This window comes from Aeromonas sp. QDB17 (assembly GCF_027705305.1).
GTDB lineage: Bacteria > Pseudomonadota > Gammaproteobacteria > Enterobacterales > Aeromonadaceae > Aeromonas > Aeromonas caviae.
The window spans coordinates 1-25509 of the sequence record NZ_JAPDBP010000015.1 but is presented as its reverse complement, the minus strand read 5'-3'; the positions used below and the strand labels follow the sequence as shown (position 1 = coordinate 25509).

Sequence of the window (25509 nt, the reverse complement as noted above, 5' to 3'; positions counted from 1 at the left end):
CTGCGGGGTGCGTCGGTTGTCTCTGGTTGCGTCAGGATGCAACAGTGGCGACAATCGTGGGCAAATCACAGTGGAGAATCATCATGTTGGCCAAAGCCATGATCGAGAAGTTGAACGAGCAGATTAATCTTGAATTCTATTCCTCCAACCTCTACCTGCAGATGAGCGCCTGGTGCGAGGACAAGGGCTTCGAGGGGGCCGCCACCTTCCTGCGCCAGCATGCGGTCGAGGAGCGCCAGCACATGGAGCGCCTGTTCACCTACGTGAGCGAGACCGGCGCCATGCCGGTGCTGGGGGCCATCGAAGCGCCTCCCCACGAATTCAAGTCCCTGGGTGACATCTTCCGCACCACCCTGGAGCACGAGTATCACATCACCAAGTGCATCAACGGTCTGGCCCACGTCGCCTTCACCACCCAGGATTACTCCACCTTCAACTTCCTGCAGTGGTACGTGGCCGAGCAGCACGAAGAAGAGAAGCTGTTCAAGAGCATCGTCGACCGTCTGAGCCTGGTGGGCGAGGATGGCAAGGGCCTCTATTTCATCGACAAGGAGCTGGCCGAGCTGGCCAAGGGCGCCCCGGCCAGCATCATGGACGGCAACGCCTGATAGTCGTGGACACTTAGTGTTCAGTCAGTACAATGACGGCCCCTTGTAAAGGGGCCGTTTTCTATTTGTAGGTGTCCTTGTACCGCTGTGCTGGTGTCTGCCGGGTACAATGACGGTCCTTTAAGGTAAAGGGGCCGTTTTTCTTTTGATGGGTGAGTGACGATGAAACAGGTGGATGTGGTGGTGATCGGTGCCGGGGCGGCCGGATTGATGTGTGCGGCCCAGGCTGGCTACCGGGGTCGCTCCGTGCTGGTGCTCGACAACGCCAAGAAGCCGGGCCGCAAGATCCTCATCAGCGGCGGCGGTCGCTGCAACTTCACCAATCATCAGGCGGGTCCCCATGCCTTCCTTTCGGCCAACCCCCACTTCTGCAAATCGGCGCTGGCGCGCTATACCCAGCAGGATTTCATCGATCTGGTGGACAGGCACGGCCTGAACTACCACGAGAAGACGCTGGGCCAGCTCTTCTGCGACGACAGCGCCAAGGATATCGTCGACATCCTGCTGACAGAGTGCGACTGGGCTGGCGTGACCCTGCAGTTCCAGACCGAGATCCTCACCGTCAACAAGACAGATGAAGGCTTCGTGCTCGACACCAGCAAGGGGGAGATCGCCTGCTCGTCGCTGGTGGTCGCCACCGGCGGCCTCTCCATGCCGAAACTCGGTGCCACCCCTTACGGCTTCAAGCTGGCGGAGCAGTTCGGCCTCACCGTGTTGCCGACTCGCGCCGGGCTGGTGCCCTTTACCCTGCATCAGGCCGACAAGGAGGCCTTCGCCGATCTGGCGGGGGTCAGCCTGCCGGTGGCGGTGACCGCCGAGGATGGCACCCGCTTCAAGGAGGCCATGCTGTTCACCCATCGCGGCCTCTCCGGCCCCGCCATCCTGCAGATCTCCTCTTTTTGGCTGGCGGGGGAGAAGATCCACATCAACCTGCTGCCGGATCTTGACATTCCAGAGACCCTCAAGACCTGGGCCCAGGCCCATCCTGCCCAGGAGCTGAAAACCGTGCTGGGGCGCGAGCTGCCCAAGCGCTTCGTCGACAAGCTGGTGGAGCTGGGATGGCTGGTGAGCAAGCCGATGCGCCAGTACAACGAACGGGAGCTGGAGGCGGTGGCCACCCTGCTGGGGGATTGGCAGATCCTGCCCAACGGCACCGAAGGGTATCGCACCGCTGAAGTGACCCTGGGGGGAGTGGATACCAACGCGCTCTCCTCCAAGACCATGGAGGCGCGCACCGTGCCCGGCCTCTACTTCATCGGCGAAGTGGTGGACGTGACCGGCTGGCTCGGTGGTTACAATTTCCAGTGGGCCTGGTCGTCGGGCTGGGTGGCAGGCCAGTACTGCTGAGGGATGCCGCGGCCCTGCGGTGAATGGCCCCGTCAGCGGCCTCTCGGGTGACAACTTCCAGTTGACCCGGTCGTCGGGCTGGGGGAGAAGCCGTATTGCTGACAAAGAGGCTCGGCGGATGAGTCCGAGCGGATATGGCCGTGTCAGGCGGCCCGAGTGATGGAACCAGACGCGGCCTGCTCAGGCCGCGTTTTTTATGGTCGGTCGCTGGCTGCCGGTTGGCCTCTAGCCTCTCCTGATATTGGGCAGGAAGGCGGTCAGCAGGCCAATAAGGGGCAGATAGGCGCAGACCTGATAGACGGTTTCGATGCTGGTGGCATCGGCCAATCTGCCCAGCAGGGCGGCCCCTATCCCTCCCATGCCGAAGGCGAAGCCGAAGAAGAGGCCGGAAATGGTGCCGACCTTGCCGGGTACCAGGTCCTGGGCGTAGACCAGGATGGCGGAGAAGGCCGACGCCAGGATGAGGCCGATGACGATCGACAGCACCGAGGTCCAGAACAGGTCGACGTGGGGCAGCAGCAGGGTGAAGGGAGCGACGCCGAGGATGGAGATCCAGATCACCCGCTTGCGCCCGATGCGATCGCCGAGTGGCCCGCCGAGCACGGTCCCAGCCGCGACGGCAAACAGGAAGGCGAACAGATAGAGCTGGGCGCTCTCCAGCGACAGGTGGAACTTGTCCATCAGGTAGAAGGTGTAATAGCTGCTCAGGCTGGCCATGTAGAAGAACTTGGAGAACATCAGCAGACCGAGGATGGCCAGTGACCAGCCAATCTGGCGGCGGCTCAGGCCGGTGCCGGCATGGGCCCTCATCCGCCGATGGAAGCTGGCAGCATGGTGGCTGGACCAGCGGCCGACGAAGCTGAGCACGATGACCCCGATGAGTGCGAACAACGAGAACCAGGCCGCACTACCCTGTCCCTTCGGCACGATGATGAGCGCCGCGAGCAGGGGGCCGATGGCCGATCCCAGATTGCCGCCGATCTGGAACAGAGACTGGGCCAGACCAGGCTGGTTGCCGGCCGCCATGCGGGCGACCCGGGAGGATTCCGGGTGGAAGACGGAGGAGCCCATGCCGATCAGCATGGCCGACAACAGCACGGCGCCAAAGCTGCCTGCCTGCGACAGGTAGAGCAGCCCCACCAGCGTGAAGCCCATGCCCAGAGGCAGGGAGTAGGGCATGGGTCTGCGGTCGGTATAGAGGCCGATCAGGGGTTGCAGCAGCGAGGCCGTGAACTGGTAGGTGAGGGTGATGAGACCTATCTGGGTGAACGACAGATCGAGCCCCAGCTTCAGGAGGGGATAGATGGCCAGCAGTACCGACTGCATCATGTCGTTCAACAGGTGCGAGAAGCTGATGGCGGCGATCACCGGATAAGCGGTGGTAGTCGGGTTGTCCACCGCGGGCGGGGCGGTGATCGGGGTGTCGGTACTCAAGGTCTTGTCCATGGCAGGGGGATCACTCCCTCTACCATGCCCTATCCCGGCGCATCTGGACATAACCAAAGTGGGCGAACGCCCGGATTGCGTTCGCGTGGCGCGCAGGCCGTTCATGCTGACGGCGTGTGGATGGCAGGTCAGATCTTGTGCTTGGCGCGGGGCGGATTAGTATAGAAGGCCTGCCGCCGTTATCCGGCCCATCACCCGCCATGGAGGGAACATGTTCGAAAGCCTGGGTGTCATCAACGTCTGGACCTATCTGGTCGGTCTCTTCTTCATCATCATTGCCCCGGGCCCGAACTCCCTCTACGTGCTGCGAACCGGTGCCGTGCGCGGCATAGGCCCGGGTTATCGCGCCGCCCTCGGCGTCTTCGTCGGCGATGCCATCCTCATTTTCTGCGCCTATCTGGGGATCGCGTCCCTCATTCGCACTACCCCCTTGCTGTTTACTCTGGTGCGCTATCTGGGCGCCATCTACCTGCTTTATCTGGGGGTGAAGATCCTGCACGCGAACTTCATCGCCAAAAAGGCGGGACCGGCGTCCGAGATGGATCCCGGTGAGCGCTATTTTACCAAGGCCCTCACCCTGAGCCTCACCAATCCCAAGGCGATCCTGTTCTACGTCTCTTTCTTCGTGCAGTTCATCGACTTCAGCTATGCCCACACCTGGATCTCCTACCTGGTGCTGGCTGGCATGCTGGAAGCGATGAGCTTCGTCTACCTGACCCTGCTGATCTTCGGCGGTACCCTGATGGCCCGCTTTTTCCGTCAGCGCCAGACGGCGGCCCGTCTCGGCAACGGTCTTATCGGCCTCTTTTTCATGGGTTTTGCGGCCAGGCTGGCGACGCTCTCCTCCTGACCCTGGGGATTGCTGACCGTCCGGTGTCGGGCACCTAGTCTGGCCAGCAATCCTTGCCCACCGGGATGAAGCGGGACTGGTAGACGATGAGCTTCTGGTTGCCCGGCTGATTGATCCCGGGATTGTGGTAGGTCTCCCCGGGCAGCAGGTACTTGCTGTCCGCCTCGCTGTCCGCCTGCTGGCAGCCCTGTTTCACCATGAACTCGAAATAGGTGTTGCCGGTATTGGTGATGGCGCTCTGTACCGGGTCCAGCTGGTATGCAAAACGTGACTGACGCGGGCGCACCACCAGGATGGACTGCAGGGCCAGCTTCACCTCGACGGTTCCCCGGTGCTGCGTCTGGCTGCCTTCATCCACCTGGGCTGCCGGTGACTCGGTGAAGGTGATGCGGTAGTAACGCTCATGGTCATCGGCGGGCCCCTTGTAGTAGAACTTGACGTTCTGGGCATGTCTGGCGTGCAGGGTGAAGCGCCTGGGGGCAAACAGCAGCTCACCGGGGACGGTGGGCAGTGTCCTGCCTCTGGCCGTGGGGTCGCTGATTTTTTCCATTTGTATGTCGTACAGCTTGGGTGAAGCACTGTTGTTGGTCAGGGTTCTGGTAATGAACTCCTGCTCTGGCGCCATGGCAAGAGTCATGGCGCCGATGTCGAGGGCGGCGGCCTGTGAGGCCAGCAAGCCGCCCAGCAAGGGCCAAAGTAGACGATGCATGTTGTACTCCATGGTCAGCGCCAGGTCCCCTTGATGGTGATGGTGCCGCTTTGTTCCACCTCGCCTTCCCACATCTCGTCGCCCATGGTGCGCTGCACCATGGGATCGGTCAGGTCGAATTCCAGCGCCAGTTTGTAAAACCGGGTGATGCCCTGGCCGTTGACGGGATCATTCCACTCCTGCGGTGGTTGATTGTCCTGTATTCCGAGGGTGCGAATATCCACCGGTGTGCGATCGCAGCGAATGGCGTGCCGTGAACCCGCGCCATGAGCCACCGAATCGAATACCAGCCTGGTAGGGATGGGGACGGCCTGTTCAGGAGCTGAGGAGCCTGCCGGATAGAAAGTGCAATATCCCCGATAAGGCGACCCTCTGTCCTGTGAAATAGAAATTTCCAGCATATCGGCACTGATGGGGCCGCTATCAGAGATATTGTATGAGAAGCTCAGAATGTCTTTTCCGACCTGCCCCTCCCTGTAAGGATTACTGACGCCCTCCGAAGACAAGATGGATACGCTGAAGTCCCGTGGCTTTATCACGATTTCAGTGGTGCCACTGAATTCATAAAACCCACTTTCTGGTGCTTTGACATTTCGCATGTTGAAGTTAATCAAACTTCTTGTCAGTTGATCCTGAAGCCCGAGTCTGACCACCTGTTTGAAAAAATTACTGGAGAGAAACAGATAAATAGACGATTGCCCATTGAGATAGCCGATCTTGTAGTCAGCACCCTTGCTTGCCCAATTGGTGAGATTTGCGCTCATTTGCACATCTGCACTGGCAATGGCGCTGTTCAGGGCCGCATTTTTTATGTTTGTGTATACATAGGGATCGGAAAATGACTGGCTACCATCCTGACTGAAATCGTAGTCAAGAAAACGGCAGAGAATACCATCACGGGTACCCAGCCGATAATTCTCGCAGCCTTGTGAACCGGGTAACACATAGGGGGCTCCATTGCTGTCCACGATCACTTCACTGATGGCATTGGTCTGTATAAAGCGCAGATGACCCGCTTTCTTGTGCTGTACCTTTCTCACATACCAGGTGCCGCTGCTTTGAGCTATGCAACGCTCACCCGAGGCTGCATCATAGGCTCTGGTGGTCCTGCAGAGGTTCATTTCCCTGTTCAGGATGGCTCCAACCGGCATGGTACGCAGGTAATCAAAGAAGCTGGCGCTCAATTTTGCATGAGCATATCCAGTTGCCGCCTTCGTTAATCCAAAGAAACCTGTTTCATTGACGACGCCCGGCTTGTTGACCGCTTCTGCCGTTTGCGGGTCACATCCAGACCAGCTCTTTATGCAACGCTGATTGATATAAGGATACCGAATCGGGCCGTTTTCCCACATGTCGATATTGTCGTTGGTGACTGTGTAGTTATAGCCATTGTCAGCATATGCCAGGCTGACCTGTCTGGAGTCGGACGTCCAGGCATTGCCACCCGACAGGCGAGGGTCCAGATAATCGGTTGGGGTAATGAATAAATTGTTGTCCTCCTGATTTTCAATAAACAGCAAATGACGAAGATCGGCATCAGCCAGATTATATTTTGTGACAGCCGCACTGCCTTGCTGTGCCCAGCCGGCGCCAAGTGCAATGACCAGCAGCAATCGGTGTGTGATGTTCATGTTCAATACTCTCTCACCATGGCGTAGGTGGGCAGTCCCTGGCAGGTCACGATGCCGACCCAGGCCGCGCCCGTGTGTTGTGCAAGATCCAGGTCGGCTTCACAGAAGTCGCTTCCCCGGCGGAAAGTCAGCATGGGGTTGGCCTTGTCCACGTCCAGGGTGAACTCGCCGACCTCGTTGGTCACCGTGGTGCCGATGTGGTTGTCAATGCGGGCGTTAGCAAGCAGCGAGCCATCTTCTGCCCTGAGTACGCCAAACACGGTGACCATCTCCTTGATGCTGCTGCCGGCATCCAGAGTGGCGACGTTGCCGGGGAACAGGGTGTAGCGCTGCTTGCCGGTGTTGATGTCATAGCTGTCCTTGCCCGTCTTGCTGTTGAGCAGTTCCACCTCGTATTCCTGATAAGGCGGGAGCGCCAGGAAGGTCTGTTCCCCTTGCAGGGGGTAGTCCTGTCCATTCACCTTGGCGAGCATCTGTCCTTCCCGGTGGATGCCGGTATTGATGATGAGGCCTGAACCAGAGGTGCTCCGGCTGGATGCGATCACGTCGTTCTCCGTGGTGATCAGGGCACCCCGTGCAATCAGGTTGCCATTCACGTCGCCGCCATGACCGCGACCCAGCGTCATGGTGCCGCCGATGACCCTGTTCTCGAACCCCAGGGTGCCGGAAAGCGCCATATTGTGTGTGTCGCTTCCGTGCATCATGCGGGAGGCATTCAGCGCGGCCAGGTTGATGGCTCCCTCCATGCGCTTCTGATAGTTGAGGTTGGCCGTGGTCTGGCCCTGCTCGTTGCTGCTCATGCCGAAGCTGAACAGATTGTCGAACGGGATGGCGTAGTCCAGGGTGATGTTCTTGTTGCTGAATCCATTGAGTGTGCCACTGTCGCTTTGCAGGCTGGCGCGCATGGAGAGGTTGCCGTATCGGCCCGCATAGAGGTGCTGGTAGTAATCCGCATAACTGCGATCGCTGTTCATCTGACGGTCGTGCGTGGTGTTGAAGGTCAGCTGGCCCATGCCGCTGACCCAGCCACCCAGATTGATCGTGATGCCGGCAGAGTAGAGCTCGGTTGCACTCACTCCCAGAGCATCGCCTGCATGCAGTTTTTCCTGGCTGACCCACAGGGAGGCATTGTCATGGGCTTGCCAGGAAAGGCTGGACGCCAGCCGCCAGGAGTGATCGGTGGACAGCATGCTTTGCAACTGGGTGCCGAGGCGATCCGTGACCTGCCAGCTTGCGCGTGCCTCGCCGACTGCCGCATCCCTGAACGCATAGGTGGTCGTCGCCAGATCAAGGGTATCCAGCGAGCGTGCCAGCGACAAACCGAGCAGGGGGGAATCGCCGCTGTGCTGGCTGTTCTCCATCATGCCTCCCCACCATTGCCATCCCCACTCCCGGGTAAAGCCCTGATTGCCGCCCAGCTTGGTGACTCGCTGGGTGGTCGTGCTGGTCAGGCGGCCGTCGACATAGACTTCGACCGTGACGTTGTAGACCCCGTTGGGGAACGCGGAGGTGTCGATGTGCTGGTTGCCGATCGCCAGGTTTTGCAGGCCTATCAGGCGTTCATCCCGATAGACCCTGACCTCGCCGTTGGCGGGCATGAAGACTTGCACCGGAGTGGTCGATTCGTTGGTGGTCTGTTTTCGAGATTGCGCCTGGTTGCCATAGGATGCGCCGTAGAGGCGACCCGTGGTCAGGCCCGTCACCCCCCCCAGGGTCTGCAGATCCCATGTCGAGACCATGCCTGCTGCGATGCGGCGATCATCGAGATCCCGTTCGTACATGGCGCGGTAGATATCGCCGCTCTGCTCCGGCTCACCCAGGTTGTAAAGGGAGGCATCCACGGCGACATGGTGCGCGCCCAGCCCAACGGTACTCTCCAGCTGCAGGAAATTGGAGTCCTGGTGTCCGCTCTGGGGGGTATTGATGAAGGAGTAACCCAGGTTGTAGCGCTGTACGCCCGTCAGGGTGTCCACCGTCGGGGTCAGTGCGACACGGTTGTCAGATTGCCTCGCCTGGCCAAAGGCATCCCGTGACACCCGGATGGTGAGCAGCATGGCGACGAGGTCCAGCTGCATGCTGGCATCGGCATCGATCTGCAAGTCGCCATCGGCAGAAAAGGTGCGTCTTTGCTTGCTGGAGAGCAGAGTGGTAAGGGCATCGTTCAGCACGCCTTGCTGCTGACCGGCAGTGAAATCAAGGTGCAACAAGTGCAGCTTGCCGTCTTGCAGCAGCAGGGTGGCATTGCCGATGGTGTCGTCGGTCAGGGTGTCGATCCTGTTGTCCTCATCCGTGTATCGCAGGCGTACCGGTACCGCTAGCCCCTCTTCCAGCGCCTTGGCAAAACTGGCAGGAATGATGACGTTGGCAATTTTGAGAGGGGCAGCAGTGCTGGCCGAGGCTGACATCGCAATCAGCCAGGAGAGCGGCAACAGCCAGGCTTTTTTCAACATATCGAGCACCATGGTTCCGGGTGTGGAGAACGAGAGCCGTCACCCTGCAAGAGGGTGGGGCGGTACCGTGATTGGGGATTACTTGATGACGACGAATTCTTGACCCAGCCAGAGTCCCAGGTGGCTCTTTGGATCACGCATATTGACCTGTTTGAACCGGCGTTGCTTGCCCGGCAGGTCGTAGTAGGTTTCCTTGCACAGCTCCTCGCCTTTCAGGCAGGGGCCATACGCTACCGTGCGATAGGAGGCATTGCCCTGGTTGGTGAGCGTGTCGTCCTTCAGGTCGTAGGCGAACCGGTGCTGGCGTGGTGTTACCACCAGAATGGTGCCTATCTGTGCTGACGTGGTGGCAACCGCCTGGCGGCGTTCATTGCGCTGATCGTCGACGGAGAGCGCCGTGTCCAGCCAGCGGATGCGGTAGTAACGCTCCTTGTCATCCTGCGGGCCCTTGTAAAAGAACCTCACGTTGTTTCTGGCATTGGCGGGCAGCATCAGCCGACTGGGTGACAACATCAGCTCGCCGCTGACTTCCATGGGGATCTCCTGCCCTCCCTCTTCCGGTGAGGTGATGCGTGTCACGCTGATCGTGACCAATCTGGCCTGGTCGCTGCCATTTTCAATCTGTTTGGCGACCTCCTGGCTGCCCGCATCAATGAAGGTGGTGACGGCGCCGACATTGATCGCCTGGCTGATACCGGGAATGAGCAGCAGCCAGATCGCTGCAATTTTCAGGTTCATGATGTGCCCCTAAGAGAACAAAGGGCCCCGCAGGGCCCTCAATGGTACGCGGTGGATGAGTTAGCTCCAGTTCGCTACGAACTCGACGTTGACTTCACCGCTCCACAGGCCGTCCGGCAGAGCGTCAAAGGTGGTGGGGGTGCCGCTGGCAGTGGCACTTTCAATGTTGAAAGTGAAGGAGCCCTGCGCCGTGACGCGTTCGGCATCGTTCTTGAAGCCGTTGGCAAGAGGAGACAGATTCCCCCCCGTGATGCCGGCAGCGGTGTCGATCAGGGTGGTGTAGGCGGTGGTGCTGACCGGTGCGCCGCCCCACAGCACGCCCACATCGACGGTGGAGTCGCCACCCAGGTGATTCAGTGTGCCGTTCAGCTTCTTCGCCTTCAGGGTAAAGTCGGTCGCGCTGGCATCACCCTTGATGGCGACATCGAACAGGCCGTTGACGGTGTTGAACCCCTTGATCCCTTCGGCATATTGGAAGGAGAGGCTGGAGAGCGGGGTGACCACCAGCTCGGAAGTGGTGTCTTTCTTGGCAGTGGCCTGCCAGGTCGCGACGGCAGACGCTTCTACGGCGGCTTGAGCGGTGGCGGCAAAGCCCAGGGTAGCCACGGACAGAGCAATCAGAGTCTTCTTCATTACGGTATTTCCTACATATTTTCTGGATGGTCGTGACCACCCGGTTGGTTCATTGCCCGTCAGGGGCATGCCTTGCCACGTTGGTGACGATTCGACCAGTCGTGGCAGCCGGACCTGGAACAGGTTGCTCCTCGGACCAGCTTGTTTTTTCGTCGATCAAGATAGCGATCGGATCTGTCTTGATCGACCGAATGGTGTGTAGGAAAAATCCCAAAGGAAAGTGGGTGTAAACCCTTATAAAATAAAATTTTTTCTTTTTCTTTCAGTGGCTTGTCTCTTCCCATGTATTTGATTTATATGTTTTTTTGGTCTTTTTTTCGTAGGAGGAAGACAGTTGGAAAAACCGGGAAGGGGGGAAATCAGCAAGGGAGGAAAATTGGCAAAAAAGGGCCTCATACGAGGAAATGTAAGTGCAATGTATTGATAAATATATGAAAAATTAGTGAAGCTATAATGATGATTAACTTGAAAATGCCATTTTTATATTCATTTAACATATGTAAAACAAAAATGGGTTGTATGGTGTCGTTGCTTGATTTGTAGTTAATATGCTCGTCGGACAGGGCTGAATAACGGATCTATATATGGCGAAGGTATTGATAGTAGATGATCATCCAGCAATAAGAATGGCCGTGAGCATGTTGTTAAAGCAGGATGAACATCATATTTTAGGCGAGGTTGATAATGGTGTTGATGCCATCGCCATGGCCAAGAAAACCCATCCGGATATTGTCATTCTTGATATTGGAATACCTCAGCTTGATGGCATCGAAGTGATAAAAAGAATCAAGATGCTGGGTATTGGCGCCAAGATTCTGGTGCTGTCTGCACAGTCCACCCACCATATTATGGTGCGGTGCCTGCAAGCCGGTGCCGAGGGGTTCTTGTCCAAGCTGGATGATTTGTATTTGCTGAAAAATGCGATCGAAAAAATAGAGAAGCGGCAACTCTATTACCCCCGTGACGTCATCGCCGGCGCCAGGCATGCCCATACGGTCGATCGGGAAGATCTGCTGTCGACCCTCTCTTCCCGCGAGATGAGTGTGCTGCTGCAGATTTGTCAGGGCCATGCCAACAAGCAGATTGCCCAAAGCATGCTGCTGAGCGAGAAAACCGTCAGCACCTACAAGACCCGGTTGATGAAGAAACTCAACATCACCAATATCGTCGATCTGATCAGTCTGGCCAGACGGCAGAAACTGCTGTGAACAGGGGGAAACCGCTGCTGTTCCTGCTGGCGCTGGTCTGGGCGTGGCCACTGGTGGCCCAGGAGCCGGAAGAGCCCCTGCTGCAAGTCTATTCGCGGGATGGCGGTGAATACCTCGATGCCAGCCCCTTGCCGCTGCATGGGGAAGAGTGGCGCTGGTTGCAGGAGCGCGAGCGGCTGATCCTGGGGGTGCCCAGACCCGACAATCCCCCCATGGACATCACCCTTAGGGCCAATGCCTATGAGGGGGTGACGGCCGACGTTGTCGGCATGCTGACCCATCTGCTGCACATCGAGATCCTGGTGAAGGGATATCCCTCCAGGGAGGCTGCCATCGAGGCGCTCCAGCGGGGGGAGATCGATCTGCTGAGCACCTCCAACTCCTATGAGCGGGAACAGCATCTTCTGCTGACGGACAAATATATTGCTGATGACCCTGCCATCTATAAAAATATCCAAGTAAAAAATCGTGAAATAAGAACAATAGCCGTGCCGGAGTATTATTTGCCATTTACGGATATTATGCGTTATCTATCTGACTACCAAATTAAAATATACCCGTCCCGTTATAGTGCATTGTCCGCAGTGGCATATGGTCAGGTTGATGCCGTCATGGTAGACATGATCTCCGGCAATTTCATCGTCAACAAGTTCTATCAGAACAGCATTCAATTATTGAAGCCGCTCTATATCGATACTGCCGGTTTTGCCTTTGCCCTCAATCCCAAGGAGCGGCGACTCAAGAGGATCATGGATATCGCGCTGGGGGAGATCCTCGATGGCAAGCGAGCGGAAGTGGCCAAACGCTGGAATGGGGGCGGTCTCTCCATCGGTGCCAGCAGGATCGACCTGAGCCGCGAGCAATGGAAATGGCTGGGCAAGCGGGAGAAAATCCGGATTGCGGTGAACAGCGGCATCCCGCCCCTCAGTTTCTATGACGTCACCGGTACCATGCACGGCGTGGTCGCCGATCTGCTGCAGGTCATGCGAGCCAAGCTGGGAGTGGAGCTCGAGGTGGTGCCAGTGAAGACACCGGAGCAGATGACCCAGTTGCTGGATAGTGGCCAGGCGGATGCGGGGGTGTTGAGCCCCTCTGCCGAGCGCAGGAACCGCTATCTGTTCAGCCGGGCCTTTGTCCTCGATCCCCTCTCCTATGTGGTGGGGCTGCGCCACCGGGAGGTCCCCCCTGCATCGCTGCTCAAGACCGGCACCGTGGCCATGGTCAGAGGCTTTATCTCGACCCAGGCCATCGAGGCGGAATACGGCAAGCTGACGTCGCGGCAGTTCGATACGATTGAAGACGCCATGCGTTGTGTGGCGACGGAAGTGTGTGATGTGACCATACTGCCGCTGCGGGTGGCCAAGTACTACGTCAACAGCAAATTCCCCGATAGCCTGCTCATCACGGGAGAGCTGTTCGATTCCATCCCCATCGGTGCCGCGTTTGCGGTCACCCCCGCGCATCCCGTACTGAGGGACATTCTGGACAAGGTGATTGCCATCATTCCGCCGGATGAGCTGGAAGGGCTCTCCAACCGCTGGCGGGTCAATGTCAAACAGGAGAGTGTCTCCTGGCAGGAGTTGATTCAGGAGTTCGGGGTCTTTATCGCCTTGATCTTGCTGCTGACCCTCTGGGTTGGCCTGTGGGGCCTGTCCCTGCGCAAGCAGATCCGCGAGCGGCGGCTGGTGGAGGGGGCGCTGAGCACCCAGCTCAAGTTCATCGCCGATCTGGTGGACGGGACACCTCACCCCATCTATGCGCGGGATCTGAACGGGATCCTGGTGCTGTGCAACAGCAGCTATGCCAGCTTCCTTGGCGAGCCCAAGGTCGGTCTGCTCGGCACGGGCCTGGACGACGCGCGCACGCGTTGGCCTTTTCTTGCTCCCCTGCACGGGGATCTGATGCTTTCCTGTGACAGCCGCCGCGCCCAGGAGGGGGATCACCGTCTGGTCCTGCCGACGGGCGGGGTCGACGTCTATCACTGGGTTCAGCCTTACTACGATCTGGACGGCAATGTGCAGGGGGGGGTGGGAGGCTGGATCGACGTCAGCGAACGGGTACGCCTGCTCGATGAGCTGGCGGTGGCCAGCCAGGAGGCCCAGGAGGCAAACCGTGCCAAGAGCACCTTCCTCGCGACCATGAGCCACGAGATCCGTACCCCCATGAATGCCATCATCGGCTTGCTGGAACTGGCGCTCAAGCGGGGTCGGCTGCACGAGGAGGATCAGGCCTCCCTCGCCATTGCCCATGGCTCTGCCAGCGATCTGCTGAGCCTCATCGGCGACATCTTGGATATTTCCAAGATCGAGTCTGGCCGGTTTGAACTGGCCCCCGAGCCCCATGACATCGTGACCCTGACAGCGTCGGTCATCACCGTATTCACTGCGCTGGCGAGGCAGAAAAGCCTGCGGCTGGAGCTCGTCACGGGCGATCCGTCCTGGGTGCAGATCGATGGTCTTTGTTACAAGCAGATCGTCTCCAACCTGATCAGCAACGCCATCAAGTACACCGATTGCGGATCGGTCACGGTGACGCTGGCTTCCCGGGTCAGCGATGGCTGGTGTACCGTGCAGCTCACCATTCTGGATACCGGTATCGGCATCGATCAGGCCGAGCAGGCCAGGCTGTTCGAGCCCTTCAGCCAGGCCAGCCAACCCGAGAAAATCCAGCAGTCGGGTACAGGCCTGGGTCTGATGATCTCCCGCTCCCTGTGCGAGACGATGGGCGGCTCCTTGAAACTGGAGAGTACGCCCGGGCAGGGGACCCGGGTCAGTGTCGAGATGAAGCTGCCGGTGGCCAATGCCGTGGCGATGTCCGCTGCGCCTGCACAGGACCCGGTGGTGGAGCCGGGGCGGCGACTGAAGATCATGGTCGTGGATGATCATCCAGCCAACCGGTTGCTGGTCAGCCAGCAGCTGGCCTATCTGGGCCATGACGCCACGGCCGTCGAGTCGGGAGAAGAGGCGTTGCGGCGGCTGATCGAAGCCAGGTTTGATGTTGTCATGACCGACTTCAACATGCCCGGCATGAACGGCTTCGAGCTGGTTCGCCAATGCCGGGAGCTGGAGCGGCTGCACGGCTGGCGACGCACCGTGATCCTCGGGCTGACGGCCGATGCGCGGCAGGAGCAGATCAATGAAGGGCAGGCGGCAGGGATGGATGACTGTCTGTTCAAGCCCGTCGGACTGGAGGCGCTCGATCACTGCCTGCGTCGGCACATGCAGCGGGAAGAGCAGAGTGAGATGGCCGCCTGCATGGAGGAGATCCGGCGGTATCTGGGGCCGCTGACTGCACACCAGTCGACCCTGATGGTGCCTCTGCTGGCGGAGTTCGTGCGGGCCAGTGACGACGATATCGCGGGATTGCAACGGGCTGCGGAGGAGGGGCATGTTGGCCAGTTCATCGACCGCATACATCGCCTGAAAGGGGGCGCCAGAATAATGGGCACTCTGAAACTGGTGGCGACCTGCAGCGAAATAGAATCCTGGGAGCTCGATCAGGCCAGGCTGCCCGAGGCGCTGGCCCGTTTGCAGCAAGAGTACGAGGTCGTTCGGCTGGCAGCGACCCAACTACAGGTGATGGACGGGGAGGAATGAAGGCATGGGAACATGCCTTCGGCTCCTGTGGTCAGCCCAGCCAGTACACCATCAACTCATAGGCGGCGTCGCCCACCTGGTCCGGTCTGGCTGACGGGGCCTGATAGCTGAGGTAATAGCGGGTCGCCTGCGCCAGGGGGAGGGCGCGGCTTGCTTCCAGGGGTTGTCCGTTGAGCGCCAGCGTGATCCGGAGATCATCCTGCTGTGGCAGGGAGCCGTAGAGTGCGCGGGCTTGCAAACGATAGGTGGTGTTGAAATCCGGGTGGCTCAGGTCTGCTGCCAGGATCTGGACGGGAGCCTGTGCCGGATCCGAATTGATGGCCTGGAGGCCTGGGTGGGTAAGCGCTACTTCCATGTTGGTCTCTTTGCTGGCGGTGGTCTGCCAGTTCAGCTGGCTCACCTGCGTATTGGCGTGAACGGCGGCACTGCTGCAACCGATCATCACTGCCAGCACCATGCTTTTTTGAAACATAGTTATCTCCTTTGTCGGACTGGGCCCTCCTTGGCGAGGGCCTCCTCTTATCGGCGTTTTCCCCGAAAGCTGAACCGCTCTCCCCGGATTCGCCCATGAGTCGGCGGCAGATAAGGGGTATGATCCGCCCCCTGGCGCCATGCCATTGACGGAGGAGAGCCATGCTCGAAAATCAGATGATGTTGTTGGCGGTGTTTGAGCGGGCGGCGCTGATGCTGATGACGCTCTTTTTTCTCACCCGCACCCGGCCGTTCCAGCGACTGTTCCAGAAGCGTGACCACACCCCGGCCGAGCTGGTGCTGGTGGCAGCTATCTTCTGTCTGTTCGCGGTGTTCAGCACCTACACCGGCATTCCGGTGGAGGGGGCCCTCATCAACGTGCGGATCATCGCCATCATCTCGGGCGGCATCCTGTTCGGCCCCTGGGTCGGCATTCCGGCCGGAGTCATCTCGGGGCTGCACCGTTATCTCATCGACATGGATGGCCACACCTCCATTCCCTGTCTCATCGCCAGCATCATCGCCGGCCTGCTCGCCACCTGGCTGCACCTGCGCTGTCGCAAGTCGCGGCTCTGGCTCTATGGCATCCTGGCGGGGATGGCCTGCGAGGGGCTGACCATGCTGCTTATCTGGCAACTGACCGAGCCCCATGCGGTAGGTGTGGAGATTGTCAGTCATATTGCCTACCCGATGATCGCCGGGGCGCTCTGTATCGGGCTCATCATCAAGCTGGTGCAGGACCTGGACGACGAGAAGGAGCTGATTGCCGCCAAGCAGGCCAAGCTGGCGCTCGACATCGCCAACAAGACGTTGCCGTTTTTCCAGAACATCGATCGCCACTCCCTTAGCCAGGTGTGCGGCATCATTCGCAGCGAGATCAGCGCCGATGCGGTGGCCATCACCGATACCCGCGACGTGCTGGCCTATGTGGGGGTGGGCAAGGATTACTACGAGCTGGACGAGCACCACGCCATCAGCGACATGACCCACAGAGCGGTGCTGCTGGACCAGATCATCATCAACAACGATCTGCGCCAGTATCACCTCTCCGATTTCCACTCGGTCATCATTATTCCGCTGCGGGAAAACGGCGCCGTCAGCGGCACCCTCAAGATCTACTATCGCCGCACCCACAGCATCACCAGCTCCCTCAAGGAGATGGCGGTGGGTCTCTCCCAGCTCATCTCCACCCAGATGGAGGTGTCGCGCATCGAGCAGCTCAAGGAGATGACCCGCAAGGCGGAGTTCACCGCGCTGCAGAGCAAGATCAACCCCCACTTCCTGTTCAACGCCCTCAATGCCATCTCGTCGCTGATCCGCATCCGTCCACAGCAGGCACGCCAGCTGATCGCGAATCTCGCGGATTACCTGCGCTACAACCTCAACAAGGGGGACACCCTCATCGACATCCAGGAGGAGCTGCAGCAGGTGCGCGACTACGTGGCCATCGAGCAGGCCCGCTTCGGCGACAAGCTGGAGGTGGTGTTCGAGGTGGACGACGTGCATATCCAGGTGCCGAGCCTGCTGTTGCAGCCGTTGGTGGAAAACGCCATCCTGCACGGCATCCAGCCCCGCAGTGCGCCGGGTCGGGTCACCATTGAGGTGAAGCAGCTGGCGGGCGGCATCCGGGTCGCGGTGCGCGACACCGGCTACGGCATCAGCCAGGCGGTGATCGACGGGGTCGCCGCCGGTCGGGTGGAGAGCCGCAGCATCGGTCTGATGAACGTGCATCAGCGGGTCAAGCTGCTCTATGGCGACGGCCTGCACCTCAAGCGGCTGGAGCCGGGGACCGAAGTCTGTTTCTATCTGCCTGATCAGGAGGCAATGCCATGCTGAAAGCGATCATTGTGGAAGACGAATGTTTGATACGGGAGGAGCTGGCCTCTCCTGTGCTCCTTATGGGGGCAATGTCATGCTGAAAGCGATCATTGTGGAAGATGAGTATCTGGCCCGCGAGGAGCTGGCCTTTCTGGTGGGGCAGCACAGCAACATCGAGATAGTGGCGAGCTTCGAAGACGGGCTGGAGGCGTTCAAGTATCTGCAGGATCACGAGGTGGACGTGGTGTTTCTGGATATCCAGATCCCCGCCATCGACGGCCTGCTGCTGGCCAAGAACCTGCACAAGTCCAGCCACCCGCCCCACATCGTCTTCGTCACCGCCTACAAGGAGTTTGCGGTGGAGGCGTTCGAGCTGGAGGCATTCGACTACATCCTCAAGCCCTACAACGAGCCGCGCCTCATCAATCTGCTGCAAAAGCTCGAACTGGCGGGCAAGTCCCAGCCCCAGGGTGCGGAGTCCGGGACGCCACAGAACCGCACCGTCAATCTGGTGAAGGGGGAGCGCATCATCGTCACCCCCTGCGAGCAGATCTACTACGCGGAAGCGGACGAGAAGCTGACCCATGTCTACACCCGTACCGATCGCTACGTGATGACCATGACCCTCAGCGAGTTTGTCAGCCGGCTGCCGGCCGAGGGGTTCTTCCGCTGCCACCGTTCCTACTGCGTCAACATCAACAAGATTCGCGAGATAGTGCCCTGGTTCAACAGCACCTATCTCATCCGGCTCCATGACCTGCCGTTCGAGGTGCCGGTCAGTCGCAGCAACATCAAGGCATTCCGTCAGCTGATGCGGCTCTGATTGTCATTCATTCCCGCCGATCTGCATTTCATGCCGTAATCGGTCGGCGGGAGCGGCGTCTTGCCTATAGTGGCCCCAGTTTCCTTAAGGCCATTCCTCGAGACGCATCATGACCAGAGAGCTGAATCGCACCCGCTACCTCACCCTGTTGGGGACCATCATCACCCAGTTCGCACTGGGATCCGTTTACACCTGGAGCCTGTTCAACGCCCAGCTTTCCGACAAACTGGACGAGCCGGTCAGCCAGGTCGCCTTCGCCTTCGGGCTGCTCAGCCTCTCCCTGGCGGTGGCCTCCTCCCTGGCGGGCAAGCTGCAGGAGCGCTTCGGGGTGCGCAACGTCACCCTGGGCGCCGGCGTGCTGCTCGGCATCGGCTTCTTCCTCACCGCTCATGCCAGCAACCTGGCGATGCTTTACCTCTGCGCCGGCATTCTGGTCGGTTTTGCAGACGGTACCGGCTACCTGATGACACTCTCCAACTGCGTGAAGTGGTTCCCGGAGCGCAAGGGGCTCATCTCCGCCTGCTCCATCGGTGCTTATGGCCTCGGCAGCCTCGGCTTCAAGTACATCAACCTGCTGCTGCTCTCCAGCAACGGCCTTGAGACCACCTTCCAGCTGTGGGGGCTGATCGCCATGTCCATGGTGCTGGTGGGTGGCATGCTGATGAAGGATGCGCCCAAGCAGGCCGCCGCCGTGCAGCAGAGCGAGAGCCGCGACTTCACCCTGGCCGAGGCGATGCGCAAGCCCCAGTACTGGATGCTGGCTCTGATGTTCCTCACCGCCTGCATGAGCGGTCTCTACGTCATCGGCGTGGCCAAGGACATCGGCGAGAAGATGGTGGGCCTGCCGGCCGTGGTCGCCGCCAACGCCGTCGCCATCATCGCCATGGCCAACCTGGGCGGCCGGCTGGTGCTGGGCATCCTCTCCGACAAGATGTCCCGTATCCGGGTCATCACCATCGCCCAGTTGATTACCCTGGCGGGCATGGCGCTGCTGCTGTTCGTGCAGCTCAATGCCAACTTGTTCTTCGTGGCAGTGGCCTGTGTAGCCTTCAGCTTCGGCGGCACCATCACCGTCTACCCCTCGCTGGTGAGTGACTTCTTCGGCCTCAACAATCTGACCAAGAACTACGGCGTCATCTATCTGGGCTTTGGTCTGGGCAGCATCATCGGCTCCATCGTGGCCTCCCTGTTTGGCGGCTTTATGGCGACTTTCAACCTCATTTTGGTGTTGCTGGTGGTGGCCCTGGTGCTCTCCCTCACCATCCGCCTGCCGGCTCCTGTTGCGGCTGTCGACAGGGCTTGATCCCTCTCGCTTCTCAAGTCATAAAAAAAGACCCGGGCCTTGGCCCGGGTCTTTGCATGTCAAGGGGTGGACTCAGCGTGGGGGCAGACCCAGCAGGGCGCGCAGCTGGTGCGCGGTGGCCTCGACCGCCGGCCAGTCGCGGCCAGTGACGGTGACGTGGCCCATCTTGCGGCCGGGGCGGGCCTCACCCTTGCCATAGAGGTGAAGGTGGACCCCGGGCAGGGCCAGAGCGCCGGCCCAGTCCGGCGTGCCGTCTTGCCACAGATCCCCGAGCAGGTTGAGCAGGATGGCGGGCTGAACCTCAGCCTGTACCGGCAACGGCAGATCGCACAGGGCGCGCACCTGCAACTCGAACTGGCTGCAACCGGCGTTGTCGATGCTGGGGTGGCCCGAATTGTGGGGCCGGGGGGCCATCTCGTTGACCAGCAGCTCACCGCCGACCAGGAAGAACTCCACCGTCAGCACGCCCACATAGTCGAGGGCGGCGATGATGTGCTCGGCGATGCGCTGGGCCTCGCGCTCCAGGGCGGGCACATTGGCCGGGGAGCGGGTCTGATCCAGGATGCCGCCGCTGTGCCAGTTCTGCACCAGGGGCAGTGCACTGATGGCACCGCTCGGACTGCGGGCCAGGGTGAGGGCAAACTCCCCCTCCAGCGGCAGGCGCTTCTCCAGCACGCAAGGGACACCGCTGGCGGCCAGGGCCGCTGGCAATTCGCCCGCATTGTGGATAGTCCACTGCCCCTTGCCATCGTAGCCCTCGCGGGCGGTCTTGAGGATGGCGGGGAAGAGGTCGCTTGGCAGAGCGGGCAGCGGCTCGCCGGGCAGCAGGGTCAGGTTCGGGGCGACCGGTACGCCGGCGCGGGTCAGGAAGGCTTTCTCTTCCCGGCGATCCTGACAGACACGTACTGCGCTCGCGGCCGGGCGCACCGGCTTGTACTGCTCCAGCAGGGCCAGGGAGGCGGCGGGCACGTTTTCGAACTCGCAGGTGATGGCGTCGCAGCGGCTGGCCAGATCGCGCAGGGCATCGGCATCGTCATAGGCGGCCACAATCTGCTCGTCGGCGGCTGCACCGGCGATGCTGATGGGGTCCGGGTCCAGCACGATCACCTTGTAGCCGAGACGGTGGGCAGACATCACGAAGTAGCGGCCGAGCTGGCCGCCACCGAGCATACCCAAAGTGGCGGGGGGCAGTATCATGCCGGCTCCTCCAGGGTGAGCGCCAGCACCCGGTCGCGCTCCTTGGCGCGGAAGCCGTCGAGCTGCTGGTGATAACGGGGAGCGTCGCCATCTTGGGCGACAGAGAGCAGGGACACGGCGAACAGACCGGCATTGGCGGCACCCGCCTCGCCGATGGCGAAGGTGGCGACCGGCACGCCCTTGGGCATCTGCACGATGGAGAGCAGGGAATCCATCCCCTTGAGCTGGCGGGTGGGGATGGGCACGCCCAGCACCGGGATCGTGGTCTTGGCGGCCAGCATGCCCGGCAGGTGAGCGGCACCGCCGGCGCCGGCGATGATGGCGCGCAGACCGCGATCGCGCGCACTGGCGGCATATTCAAACAGGAGATCCGGGGTGCGATGGGCGGATACGACGCGCGCTTCATAGGGCACGCCGTGCTCCTTGAGGATGCGGGCGGCGGCCTGCATCACGGGCCAGTCAGAGTCGGAGCCCATTACCAGGCCGATCATAGGGGGGGTCGTCATTACGGCTTCCTCGGATGTCAAACGTTTGCCGCATGTTACCAAAAAGCCGTGGGATCTGGCTCAACATTTCTTGTGTTTGACCCGCTCGAATGACGGTCAACGAGCCTCAAGGTACGAGAGGGGGCGAGGATCTGCGCCACTTGGCACCGGCTTTGGGTAAAAACGACATTAGAAATCCAGATGGCTATACATCCAAGGCGGCTCTGCCTATAATCCCCCCGCTTTGGCGCATCATGCTTAAAAGGGAATCCGGTGAGAATCCGGAGCTGGCGCGCAGCGGTAAGGGGGAACGAAGCGACATCAGGGCACTGCCGTCAGGTGGGAAGCCGTCGCCGTAGGCCATCAGCCCCCAAGCCCGAAGACCTGCCAAAGTTCGTATTTCGGGCCGAGAGAAACCGGCCACGAAGTAGATGCTTACGCGAACTTAAGGATCTCTCATGTCCAAGACATTATTGGCGGCTGCCCTGTTGCCAACGGCGGCCTTTGCCCAACAACTGACCATCCCCGTCAATCCCACCATGGTGGTGACCGCTACCCGTTTCGCCCAGCCTGCCTCCAGTGTGCTGGCTCCCGTCAACGTGGTGACCCGTGACGAGATCGATCGCCTGCAAGCCCAGACCGTGACAGACGTGGTCAAGACCCTGCCCGGCGTGGAAGTGGTCAGCAACGGCGGCCGTGGCCAGCTCAGCTCGCTGCGGGTACGTGGTGGCACCTCTTCCCAGACCCTGGTGCTGGTGGACGGGGTGCGTAGCGCCTCTCTGACCGCCGGGATGACCGAGCTCAACAACCTGCCCCTCAACCAGGTGGAGCGGATCGAATATATCCGCGGTGCACGCGCCACTATTTATGGGTCCGATGCCATCGGTGGGGTCATCAACATCATCACTCGCCCGGACCAGGGGACCAATCAGCACAAGTTCAACCTGGGCGCGGGCTCCCACAAGCAGCGTCAGGCTGCCTTCAGCAGCGCCAGCCAGGTGGGTGATGCGGGTCAGATCAAGGTCGCTGGTGGTTTCGATGACGAGACCGGCTACAACGTGCACCCCATCGCCGGGGTGAACGATGGCGACAAGCATGGCCACCGGGGTTATAACGCCATGGTGGATTATCAGCAGGCGCTGGCCAGCAACTGGGATCTGTTCGGTACGACCCGCTGGTTCCGCAACATTGCCCAGTACGACAGATCCTCTGCCGCTTCCGCCTGGGGCCCGGCGTTTCATCAACGCAACGAGACCTGGACCGAGAACCAGAGCTACCAGATCGGCTCCCGCTATCATGACGAGCGCTACCTGAGCGAGCTGCGCGGCGCCTTCTCCAAACAGGATGCCTACGACTACCCGGATACCAGCGGCCGCGATCAGTCCGCTGATCGGCTCTATACCCGTCAATACACCCTGAACTGGGTCAACAGCGTCAAGCTGGACGAGAGCTGGGCCCTGGGGGGCGGCGCCGACTGGCAGCGCGACATGCTGGACGATAGTTCCCGCTCCTCTGGCGTCGCCTTCCCGAGTGACGCCGGTGAGCGTGACAACACCGGGCTCTATGCCCTGGCCCAGTTTGACAACCAGGTCTGGCAGGCCGAGCTGAGCGGTCGCAGCGATGACAACGAGCAGTTCGGACGTCACAACACCTGGCAAACCGGCGCTGGCTGGCGCTTCGTTGAGGATTATCGCCTCAGTGCCCGTTACGGCACCGGTTTCCGTGCCCCCTCCTTCAACGATCTCTACTACCCGGGGTCCGGCAATCCTGACCTGAAGCCGGAAGAGTCGAAAAGCCACGAGTTGATGCTGGACGGACAGACCGCTGGTGTGGAGTGGCGCTTGACCGGTTATCGCAACGACTTCGAGCAGATGATCCAGTGGGCACCGGACAGCCAGGGCATGTGGACGCCGCAAAACGTCGGCAAGGCGCGGATTGAAGGGGTTGAGCTGGAAGGGGAGTTCGAGACCGGTTGGCTGAGCCATCGCGTTTCCGCCGAATACAAGGATCCCAAGGACAAGGTCACCGACAAGCAGTTGCAGTTGATCTCCCGCAAGGGGGCCAAGTGGGTGAGCCAGGCGCAGTGGCAGCAGTTCGATGGCTCCCTGAGCTGGATCTACCAGGGTGAGCGTTATGGTGACGCGGCCAATACCACCCAGCTGGGCGGCTACAGCGTGTGGAACCTGGCGGTGGGCTACCGGGTTGCACCGTCCTGGAAGGTCTCCGGCAAGATCAGCAACCTGCTGGGCAAGGAATACCAGACCTCGGTGGGTTACCCGGCTGACGAGCGTGCCTACTATGTGACGGTGGACTACGCACTCTGATCCCCTTGTCTGGATCTGAAAAATCAGGGGCCCTGCCATTGGCAGGGCCTTTTCTATTGGCGCCGGGCGGGAGTATGATCGCGGCCTCGCATTCAAGGGGGAGCTCAGGTGGCCAATATTCTCGTGTTCGACTCCGGTATGGGCGGTCTGACTGTCTATGGGGAGATCCGTCGCGCTCTGCCGGAGCACAACTATTTCTACAGTTTCGACAATGCCCACTTTCCCTATGGCGAGCTGAGTGAGGCTGCCCTCATCGAGGCTTGTACCGGACTGGTCAGCCACATGGTGGCCGAGCACGCCATCGATCTGGTGGTGATCGCCTGCAATACCGCCAGCACCATTGCCCTGCCATCCCTGCGCACCGCACTCAGCATTCCTGTGGTCGGCGTGGTCCCCGCGATCAAGCCTGCCGCCGCCCTGACCCGTAACGGCTACATCGGTCTGCTGGCAACGCCCGGCACCGTCAGCCGTGACTATACCCATGAACTCATCGCCCAGTTCGCCCCGGGCAAGCATGTGCTGCTGAAGGGGGCCACCGAACTGGTTATCGAAGCCGAGCGCAAGCTGGCGGGGTTGCCGGTCAATATGGCCCTGCTCAGAGAGGTGCTCGCAGACTGGATGGAAGGGGAGGAGAGGCCGGATACCCTGGTGCTGGGATGTACCCACTTCCCCTTGCTCAACGAAGAGATCAAACAGCTGATGCCGGAATGCCAACTGGTCGATTCGGGTCTTGCCGTGGCAAGGCGGGTGGCGCATCTGCTTGCGACACTGCCGGTCCAGGCGCCTGGCGAGGGGACGGGACGTGCCTACTGCACGCGACTGGATGCTGGGGCCCAGAAACTGACAGCCCCCTTGCAAGCTTGGGGGCTGTCGTCACTCGAAGAAGTGGTGTACTGAATATCAGGCGTCGACGTCGTTGACGTCCTTCTCATCCCGGTCCCGCTTGTCATTTGCTTCACGCACTTTCAGGGTGCGCTGCTGATACTCCTTGTCATTGAGCGCGGCGATGGCCTTGGCCGCATCGGCGACAGGCATCTCCACAAACCCGAAGCCCCTGCGTTTGCCGGTGGCCTTGTCCTTCATCAGACGAACTGACAGTACCTGACCTTGCTCGGCAAAGAGTTCGCGCACCGCAATCTCGTTGGCGCGATAGGGCAGGTTGCCTACATATAAGGTACAGGTCTCCTGGCTGGTCGCCTGTTCGAGGGCGGTGGCAGGCGCACGGTTAAGGAAGAGCGGTACCACGAAACCGCCAATGGCCAGACCGGCGGCAAAAATGACTTCGACTTTCAGAGAGAACTGCAGGGCCTGGGCAACCAGATAGCCGAGCAGCGCCAATACCAGAGCAAGAACTGCTGCCTGCACATAAACGGGAAACTTGGATAAATTCATCTTTAAAGACCTTTTGTAAATGAAAGCAAAAAAGGTGCAACACTCTATTCACCTTCATGGTAACCAGCTTTACGACCAGACGCTACCATGGACCACTTGAGGCAAATTATCCGCTTCAGTATGGCATTCCTTCAGCCAGGAAGATCCTGATAAATGCCAATAAAAGAGGGCTGAAATCATCAGCTTGTGGATAACATTGTATATATACACTGGGTAAGTTGTTTCTAACTGGATAATTTGAAGTTTCCGTGACTTTCTTCAAAAATTCCCTTGTCATCGTAACCGGCCTCCCTATAATGCGCCCCTACCAGCACGGCGGACCACGCCAACCTGATGAGCCAGCTTCCTTAGGAAGTGGCGCCGAAAGAAAAGCGAAAACAACCGCTTGACTTTCGAAGTGAGGAGCGTAAGATGCGCCTCCTCAACGCGATAAGCGTGACGCTCTTTAACAATTTGAATCAAGCAATCTGTGTGGGCACT

At 60.0% G+C, this 25509-nt stretch carries 20 protein-coding genes and 1 riboswitch; of the genes, 10 read left to right on the top strand and 10 right to left on the bottom strand.

The genetic code is table 11. From position 1 onward, the window contains the following. Nucleotides 1-83 precede the first annotated feature (83 nt). Both ftnA and OKC41_RS13480 read left to right on the top strand, forming a co-directional pair. Nucleotides 84-608 (top strand): non-heme ferritin, encoded by a 525-nt coding sequence (gene ftnA, locus OKC41_RS13485; protein WP_010672333.1) that lies wholly within the window; start codon nucleotides 84-86, stop codon nucleotides 606-608. Nucleotides 609-770: 162 nt separating this feature from the next. Continuing rightward, nucleotides 771-1955: an NAD(P)/FAD-dependent oxidoreductase gene (locus OKC41_RS13480; protein ID WP_151027504.1), complete on the top strand. Its 1185-nt coding sequence runs from the start codon at nucleotides 771-773 to the stop codon at nucleotides 1953-1955. A gap of 225 nt (nucleotides 1956-2180) precedes the next feature. On the opposite strand, the gene OKC41_RS13475 is transcribed toward OKC41_RS13480, so the two are convergent. Continuing rightward, nucleotides 2181-3401 (bottom strand): MFS transporter, encoded by a 1221-nt coding sequence (locus tag OKC41_RS13475; protein WP_041214206.1) that lies wholly within the window; start codon nucleotides 3399-3401, stop codon nucleotides 2181-2183. Nucleotides 3402-3612: 211 nt separating this feature from the next. On the opposite strand from OKC41_RS13475, the gene leuE reads away from it, so the two are divergent. Beyond that, a complete protein-coding gene (leuE, locus tag OKC41_RS13470) occupies nucleotides 3613-4251 on the top strand; it encodes a leucine efflux protein LeuE (RefSeq protein WP_010672336.1) in 639 nt (212 codons plus the stop codon). Nucleotides 4252-4285: 34 nt separating this feature from the next. Here leuE and OKC41_RS13465 read toward each other — a convergent pair whose 3' ends face one another. The 5 genes from OKC41_RS13465 to OKC41_RS13445 form a co-directional block, all read right to left on the bottom strand. After that, a complete protein-coding gene (locus tag OKC41_RS13465) occupies nucleotides 4286-4960 on the bottom strand; it encodes a fimbria/pilus periplasmic chaperone (protein WP_234922342.1) in 675 nt (224 codons plus the stop codon). A 14-nt stretch (nucleotides 4961-4974) separates the two neighbouring features. Next, a complete protein-coding gene (locus tag OKC41_RS13460; RefSeq protein ID WP_201895171.1) occupies nucleotides 4975-6591 on the bottom strand; it encodes a hypothetical protein in 1617 nt (538 codons plus the stop codon). A gap of 2 nt (nucleotides 6592-6593) precedes the next feature. Beyond that, complete coding sequence (locus tag OKC41_RS13455; protein ID WP_234922343.1) at nucleotides 6594-9041, bottom strand: fimbrial biogenesis outer membrane usher protein; 2448 nt, start codon at nucleotides 9039-9041, stop codon at nucleotides 6594-6596. A 78-nt stretch (nucleotides 9042-9119) separates the two neighbouring features. Beyond that, nucleotides 9120-9779, bottom strand: a complete 660-nt coding sequence (locus OKC41_RS13450) for a fimbria/pilus periplasmic chaperone (protein ID WP_010672340.1) — start codon at nucleotides 9777-9779, stop codon at nucleotides 9120-9122. Nucleotides 9780-9839: 60 nt separating this feature from the next. Beyond that, nucleotides 9840-10412: a common pilus major fimbrillin subunit EcpA gene (locus OKC41_RS13445; RefSeq protein WP_010672341.1), complete on the bottom strand. Its 573-nt coding sequence runs from the start codon at nucleotides 10410-10412 to the stop codon at nucleotides 9840-9842. A gap of 584 nt (nucleotides 10413-10996) precedes the next feature. Between OKC41_RS13445 and OKC41_RS13440 the strand changes: the two genes are divergently transcribed. Next, nucleotides 10997-11620, top strand: a complete 624-nt coding sequence (locus tag OKC41_RS13440) for a response regulator transcription factor (protein ID WP_201895173.1) — start codon at nucleotides 10997-10999, stop codon at nucleotides 11618-11620. Nucleotides 11621-11673: 53 nt separating this feature from the next. Beyond that, nucleotides 11674-15216, top strand: coding sequence for a transporter substrate-binding domain-containing protein (locus tag OKC41_RS13435; RefSeq protein ID WP_270672097.1), 3543 nt, complete (start codon nucleotides 11674-11676; stop codon nucleotides 15214-15216). A gap of 31 nt (nucleotides 15217-15247) precedes the next feature. On the opposite strand, the gene OKC41_RS13430 is transcribed toward OKC41_RS13435, so the two are convergent. Next, entirely contained in the window at nucleotides 15248-15688 is a 441-nt protein-coding gene (locus OKC41_RS13430; RefSeq protein ID WP_041212096.1) for a hypothetical protein, read from the bottom strand. 161 nt (nucleotides 15689-15849) lie between these two features. Between OKC41_RS13430 and OKC41_RS13425 the strand changes: the two genes are divergently transcribed. The 3 genes from OKC41_RS13425 to OKC41_RS13415 all read left to right on the top strand — a co-directional run bounded on the left by OKC41_RS13425 (nucleotide 15850) and on the right by OKC41_RS13415 (nucleotide 19631). Next, a complete protein-coding gene (locus OKC41_RS13425) occupies nucleotides 15850-17523 on the top strand; it encodes a sensor histidine kinase (RefSeq protein ID WP_201895174.1) in 1674 nt (557 codons plus the stop codon). 76 nt (nucleotides 17524-17599) lie between these two features. Beyond that, nucleotides 17600-18328: a LytTR family DNA-binding domain-containing protein gene (locus OKC41_RS13420; RefSeq protein WP_039040685.1), complete on the top strand. Its 729-nt coding sequence runs from the start codon at nucleotides 17600-17602 to the stop codon at nucleotides 18326-18328. A 109-nt stretch (nucleotides 18329-18437) separates the two neighbouring features. Then, nucleotides 18438-19631 (top strand): MFS transporter, encoded by a 1194-nt coding sequence (locus OKC41_RS13415; RefSeq protein WP_201895175.1) that lies wholly within the window; start codon nucleotides 18438-18440, stop codon nucleotides 19629-19631. A gap of 72 nt (nucleotides 19632-19703) precedes the next feature. Here OKC41_RS13415 and OKC41_RS13410 read toward each other — a convergent pair whose 3' ends face one another. Continuing rightward, a complete protein-coding gene (locus tag OKC41_RS13410; RefSeq protein WP_201895176.1) occupies nucleotides 19704-20828 on the bottom strand; it encodes a 5-(carboxyamino)imidazole ribonucleotide synthase in 1125 nt (374 codons plus the stop codon). Then, nucleotides 20825-21334 (bottom strand): 5-(carboxyamino)imidazole ribonucleotide mutase, encoded by a 510-nt coding sequence (gene purE / locus OKC41_RS13405; protein WP_029313402.1) that lies wholly within the window; start codon nucleotides 21332-21334, stop codon nucleotides 20825-20827. Before purE ends, OKC41_RS13410 begins: the two co-directional genes overlap by 4 nt. Nucleotides 21335-21541: 207 nt before the next feature. Then, a riboswitch (cobalamin riboswitch) is annotated at nucleotides 21542-21720 on the top strand. A gap of 51 nt (nucleotides 21721-21771) precedes the next feature. On the opposite strand from purE, the gene OKC41_RS13400 reads away from it, so the two are divergent. Next, nucleotides 21772-23637 (top strand): TonB-dependent receptor, encoded by a 1866-nt coding sequence (locus OKC41_RS13400; protein WP_201895177.1) that lies wholly within the window; start codon nucleotides 21772-21774, stop codon nucleotides 23635-23637. A 108-nt stretch (nucleotides 23638-23745) separates the two neighbouring features. Beyond that, the gene (gene murI / locus OKC41_RS13395; protein ID WP_010672351.1) at nucleotides 23746-24534 is read left to right on the top strand and encodes a glutamate racemase; all 789 of its coding nucleotides are present in this window, start codon (nucleotides 23746-23748) and stop codon (nucleotides 24532-24534) included. A gap of 3 nt (nucleotides 24535-24537) precedes the next feature. On the opposite strand, the gene OKC41_RS13390 is transcribed toward murI, so the two are convergent. Next, nucleotides 24538-25029, bottom strand: a complete 492-nt coding sequence (locus OKC41_RS13390; protein WP_029313407.1) for an RNA-binding protein — start codon at nucleotides 25027-25029, stop codon at nucleotides 24538-24540. Nucleotides 25030-25509: the final 480 nt, after the last annotated feature.

Excerpts from the sequence above, each read along its gene's own strand:
- OKC41_RS13455 (WP_234922343.1), bottom strand. The coding sequence starts at position 9,041 with ATGTTGAAAAAAGCCTGGCTGTTGCCGCTCTCCTGGCTGATTGCGATG.
- OKC41_RS13390 (WP_029313407.1), bottom strand. The coding sequence starts at position 25,029 with ATGAATTTATCCAAGTTTCCCGTTTATGTGCAGGCAGCAGTTCTTGCT.
- ftnA (WP_010672333.1), top strand. The coding sequence starts at position 84 with ATGTTGGCCAAAGCCATGATCGAGAAGTTGAACGAGCAGATTAATCTT.
- OKC41_RS13465 (WP_234922342.1), bottom strand. The coding sequence starts at position 4,960 with ATGCATCGTCTACTTTGGCCCTTGCTGGGCGGCTTGCTGGCCTCACAG.
- OKC41_RS13475 (WP_041214206.1), bottom strand. The coding sequence starts at position 3,401 with ATGGACAAGACCTTGAGTACCGACACCCCGATCACCGCCCCGCCCGCG.
- OKC41_RS13410 (WP_201895176.1), bottom strand. The coding sequence starts at position 20,828 with ATGATACTGCCCCCCGCCACTTTGGGTATGCTCGGTGGCGGCCAGCTC.
- OKC41_RS13425 (WP_201895174.1), top strand. The coding sequence starts at position 15,850 with ATGCTCGAAAATCAGATGATGTTGTTGGCGGTGTTTGAGCGGGCGGCG.
- leuE (WP_010672336.1), top strand. The coding sequence starts at position 3,613 with ATGTTCGAAAGCCTGGGTGTCATCAACGTCTGGACCTATCTGGTCGGT.
- OKC41_RS13445 (WP_010672341.1), bottom strand. The coding sequence starts at position 10,412 with ATGAAGAAGACTCTGATTGCTCTGTCCGTGGCTACCCTGGGCTTTGCC.
- OKC41_RS13420 (WP_039040685.1), top strand. The coding sequence starts at position 17,600 with ATGCTGAAAGCGATCATTGTGGAAGATGAGTATCTGGCCCGCGAGGAG.
- OKC41_RS13440 (WP_201895173.1), top strand. The coding sequence starts at position 10,997 with ATGGCGAAGGTATTGATAGTAGATGATCATCCAGCAATAAGAATGGCC.
- purE (WP_029313402.1), bottom strand. The coding sequence starts at position 21,334 with ATGACGACCCCCCCTATGATCGGCCTGGTAATGGGCTCCGACTCTGAC.
- OKC41_RS13415 (WP_201895175.1), top strand. The coding sequence starts at position 18,438 with ATGACCAGAGAGCTGAATCGCACCCGCTACCTCACCCTGTTGGGGACC.
- OKC41_RS13460 (WP_201895171.1), bottom strand. The coding sequence starts at position 6,591 with ATGAACATCACACACCGATTGCTGCTGGTCATTGCACTTGGCGCCGGC.
- OKC41_RS13450 (WP_010672340.1), bottom strand. The coding sequence starts at position 9,779 with ATGAACCTGAAAATTGCAGCGATCTGGCTGCTGCTCATTCCCGGTATC.
- OKC41_RS13480 (WP_151027504.1), top strand. The coding sequence starts at position 771 with ATGAAACAGGTGGATGTGGTGGTGATCGGTGCCGGGGCGGCCGGATTG.
- OKC41_RS13400 (WP_201895177.1), top strand. The coding sequence starts at position 21,772 with ATGTCCAAGACATTATTGGCGGCTGCCCTGTTGCCAACGGCGGCCTTT.
- OKC41_RS13430 (WP_041212096.1), bottom strand. The coding sequence starts at position 15,688 with ATGTTTCAAAAAAGCATGGTGCTGGCAGTGATGATCGGTTGCAGCAGT.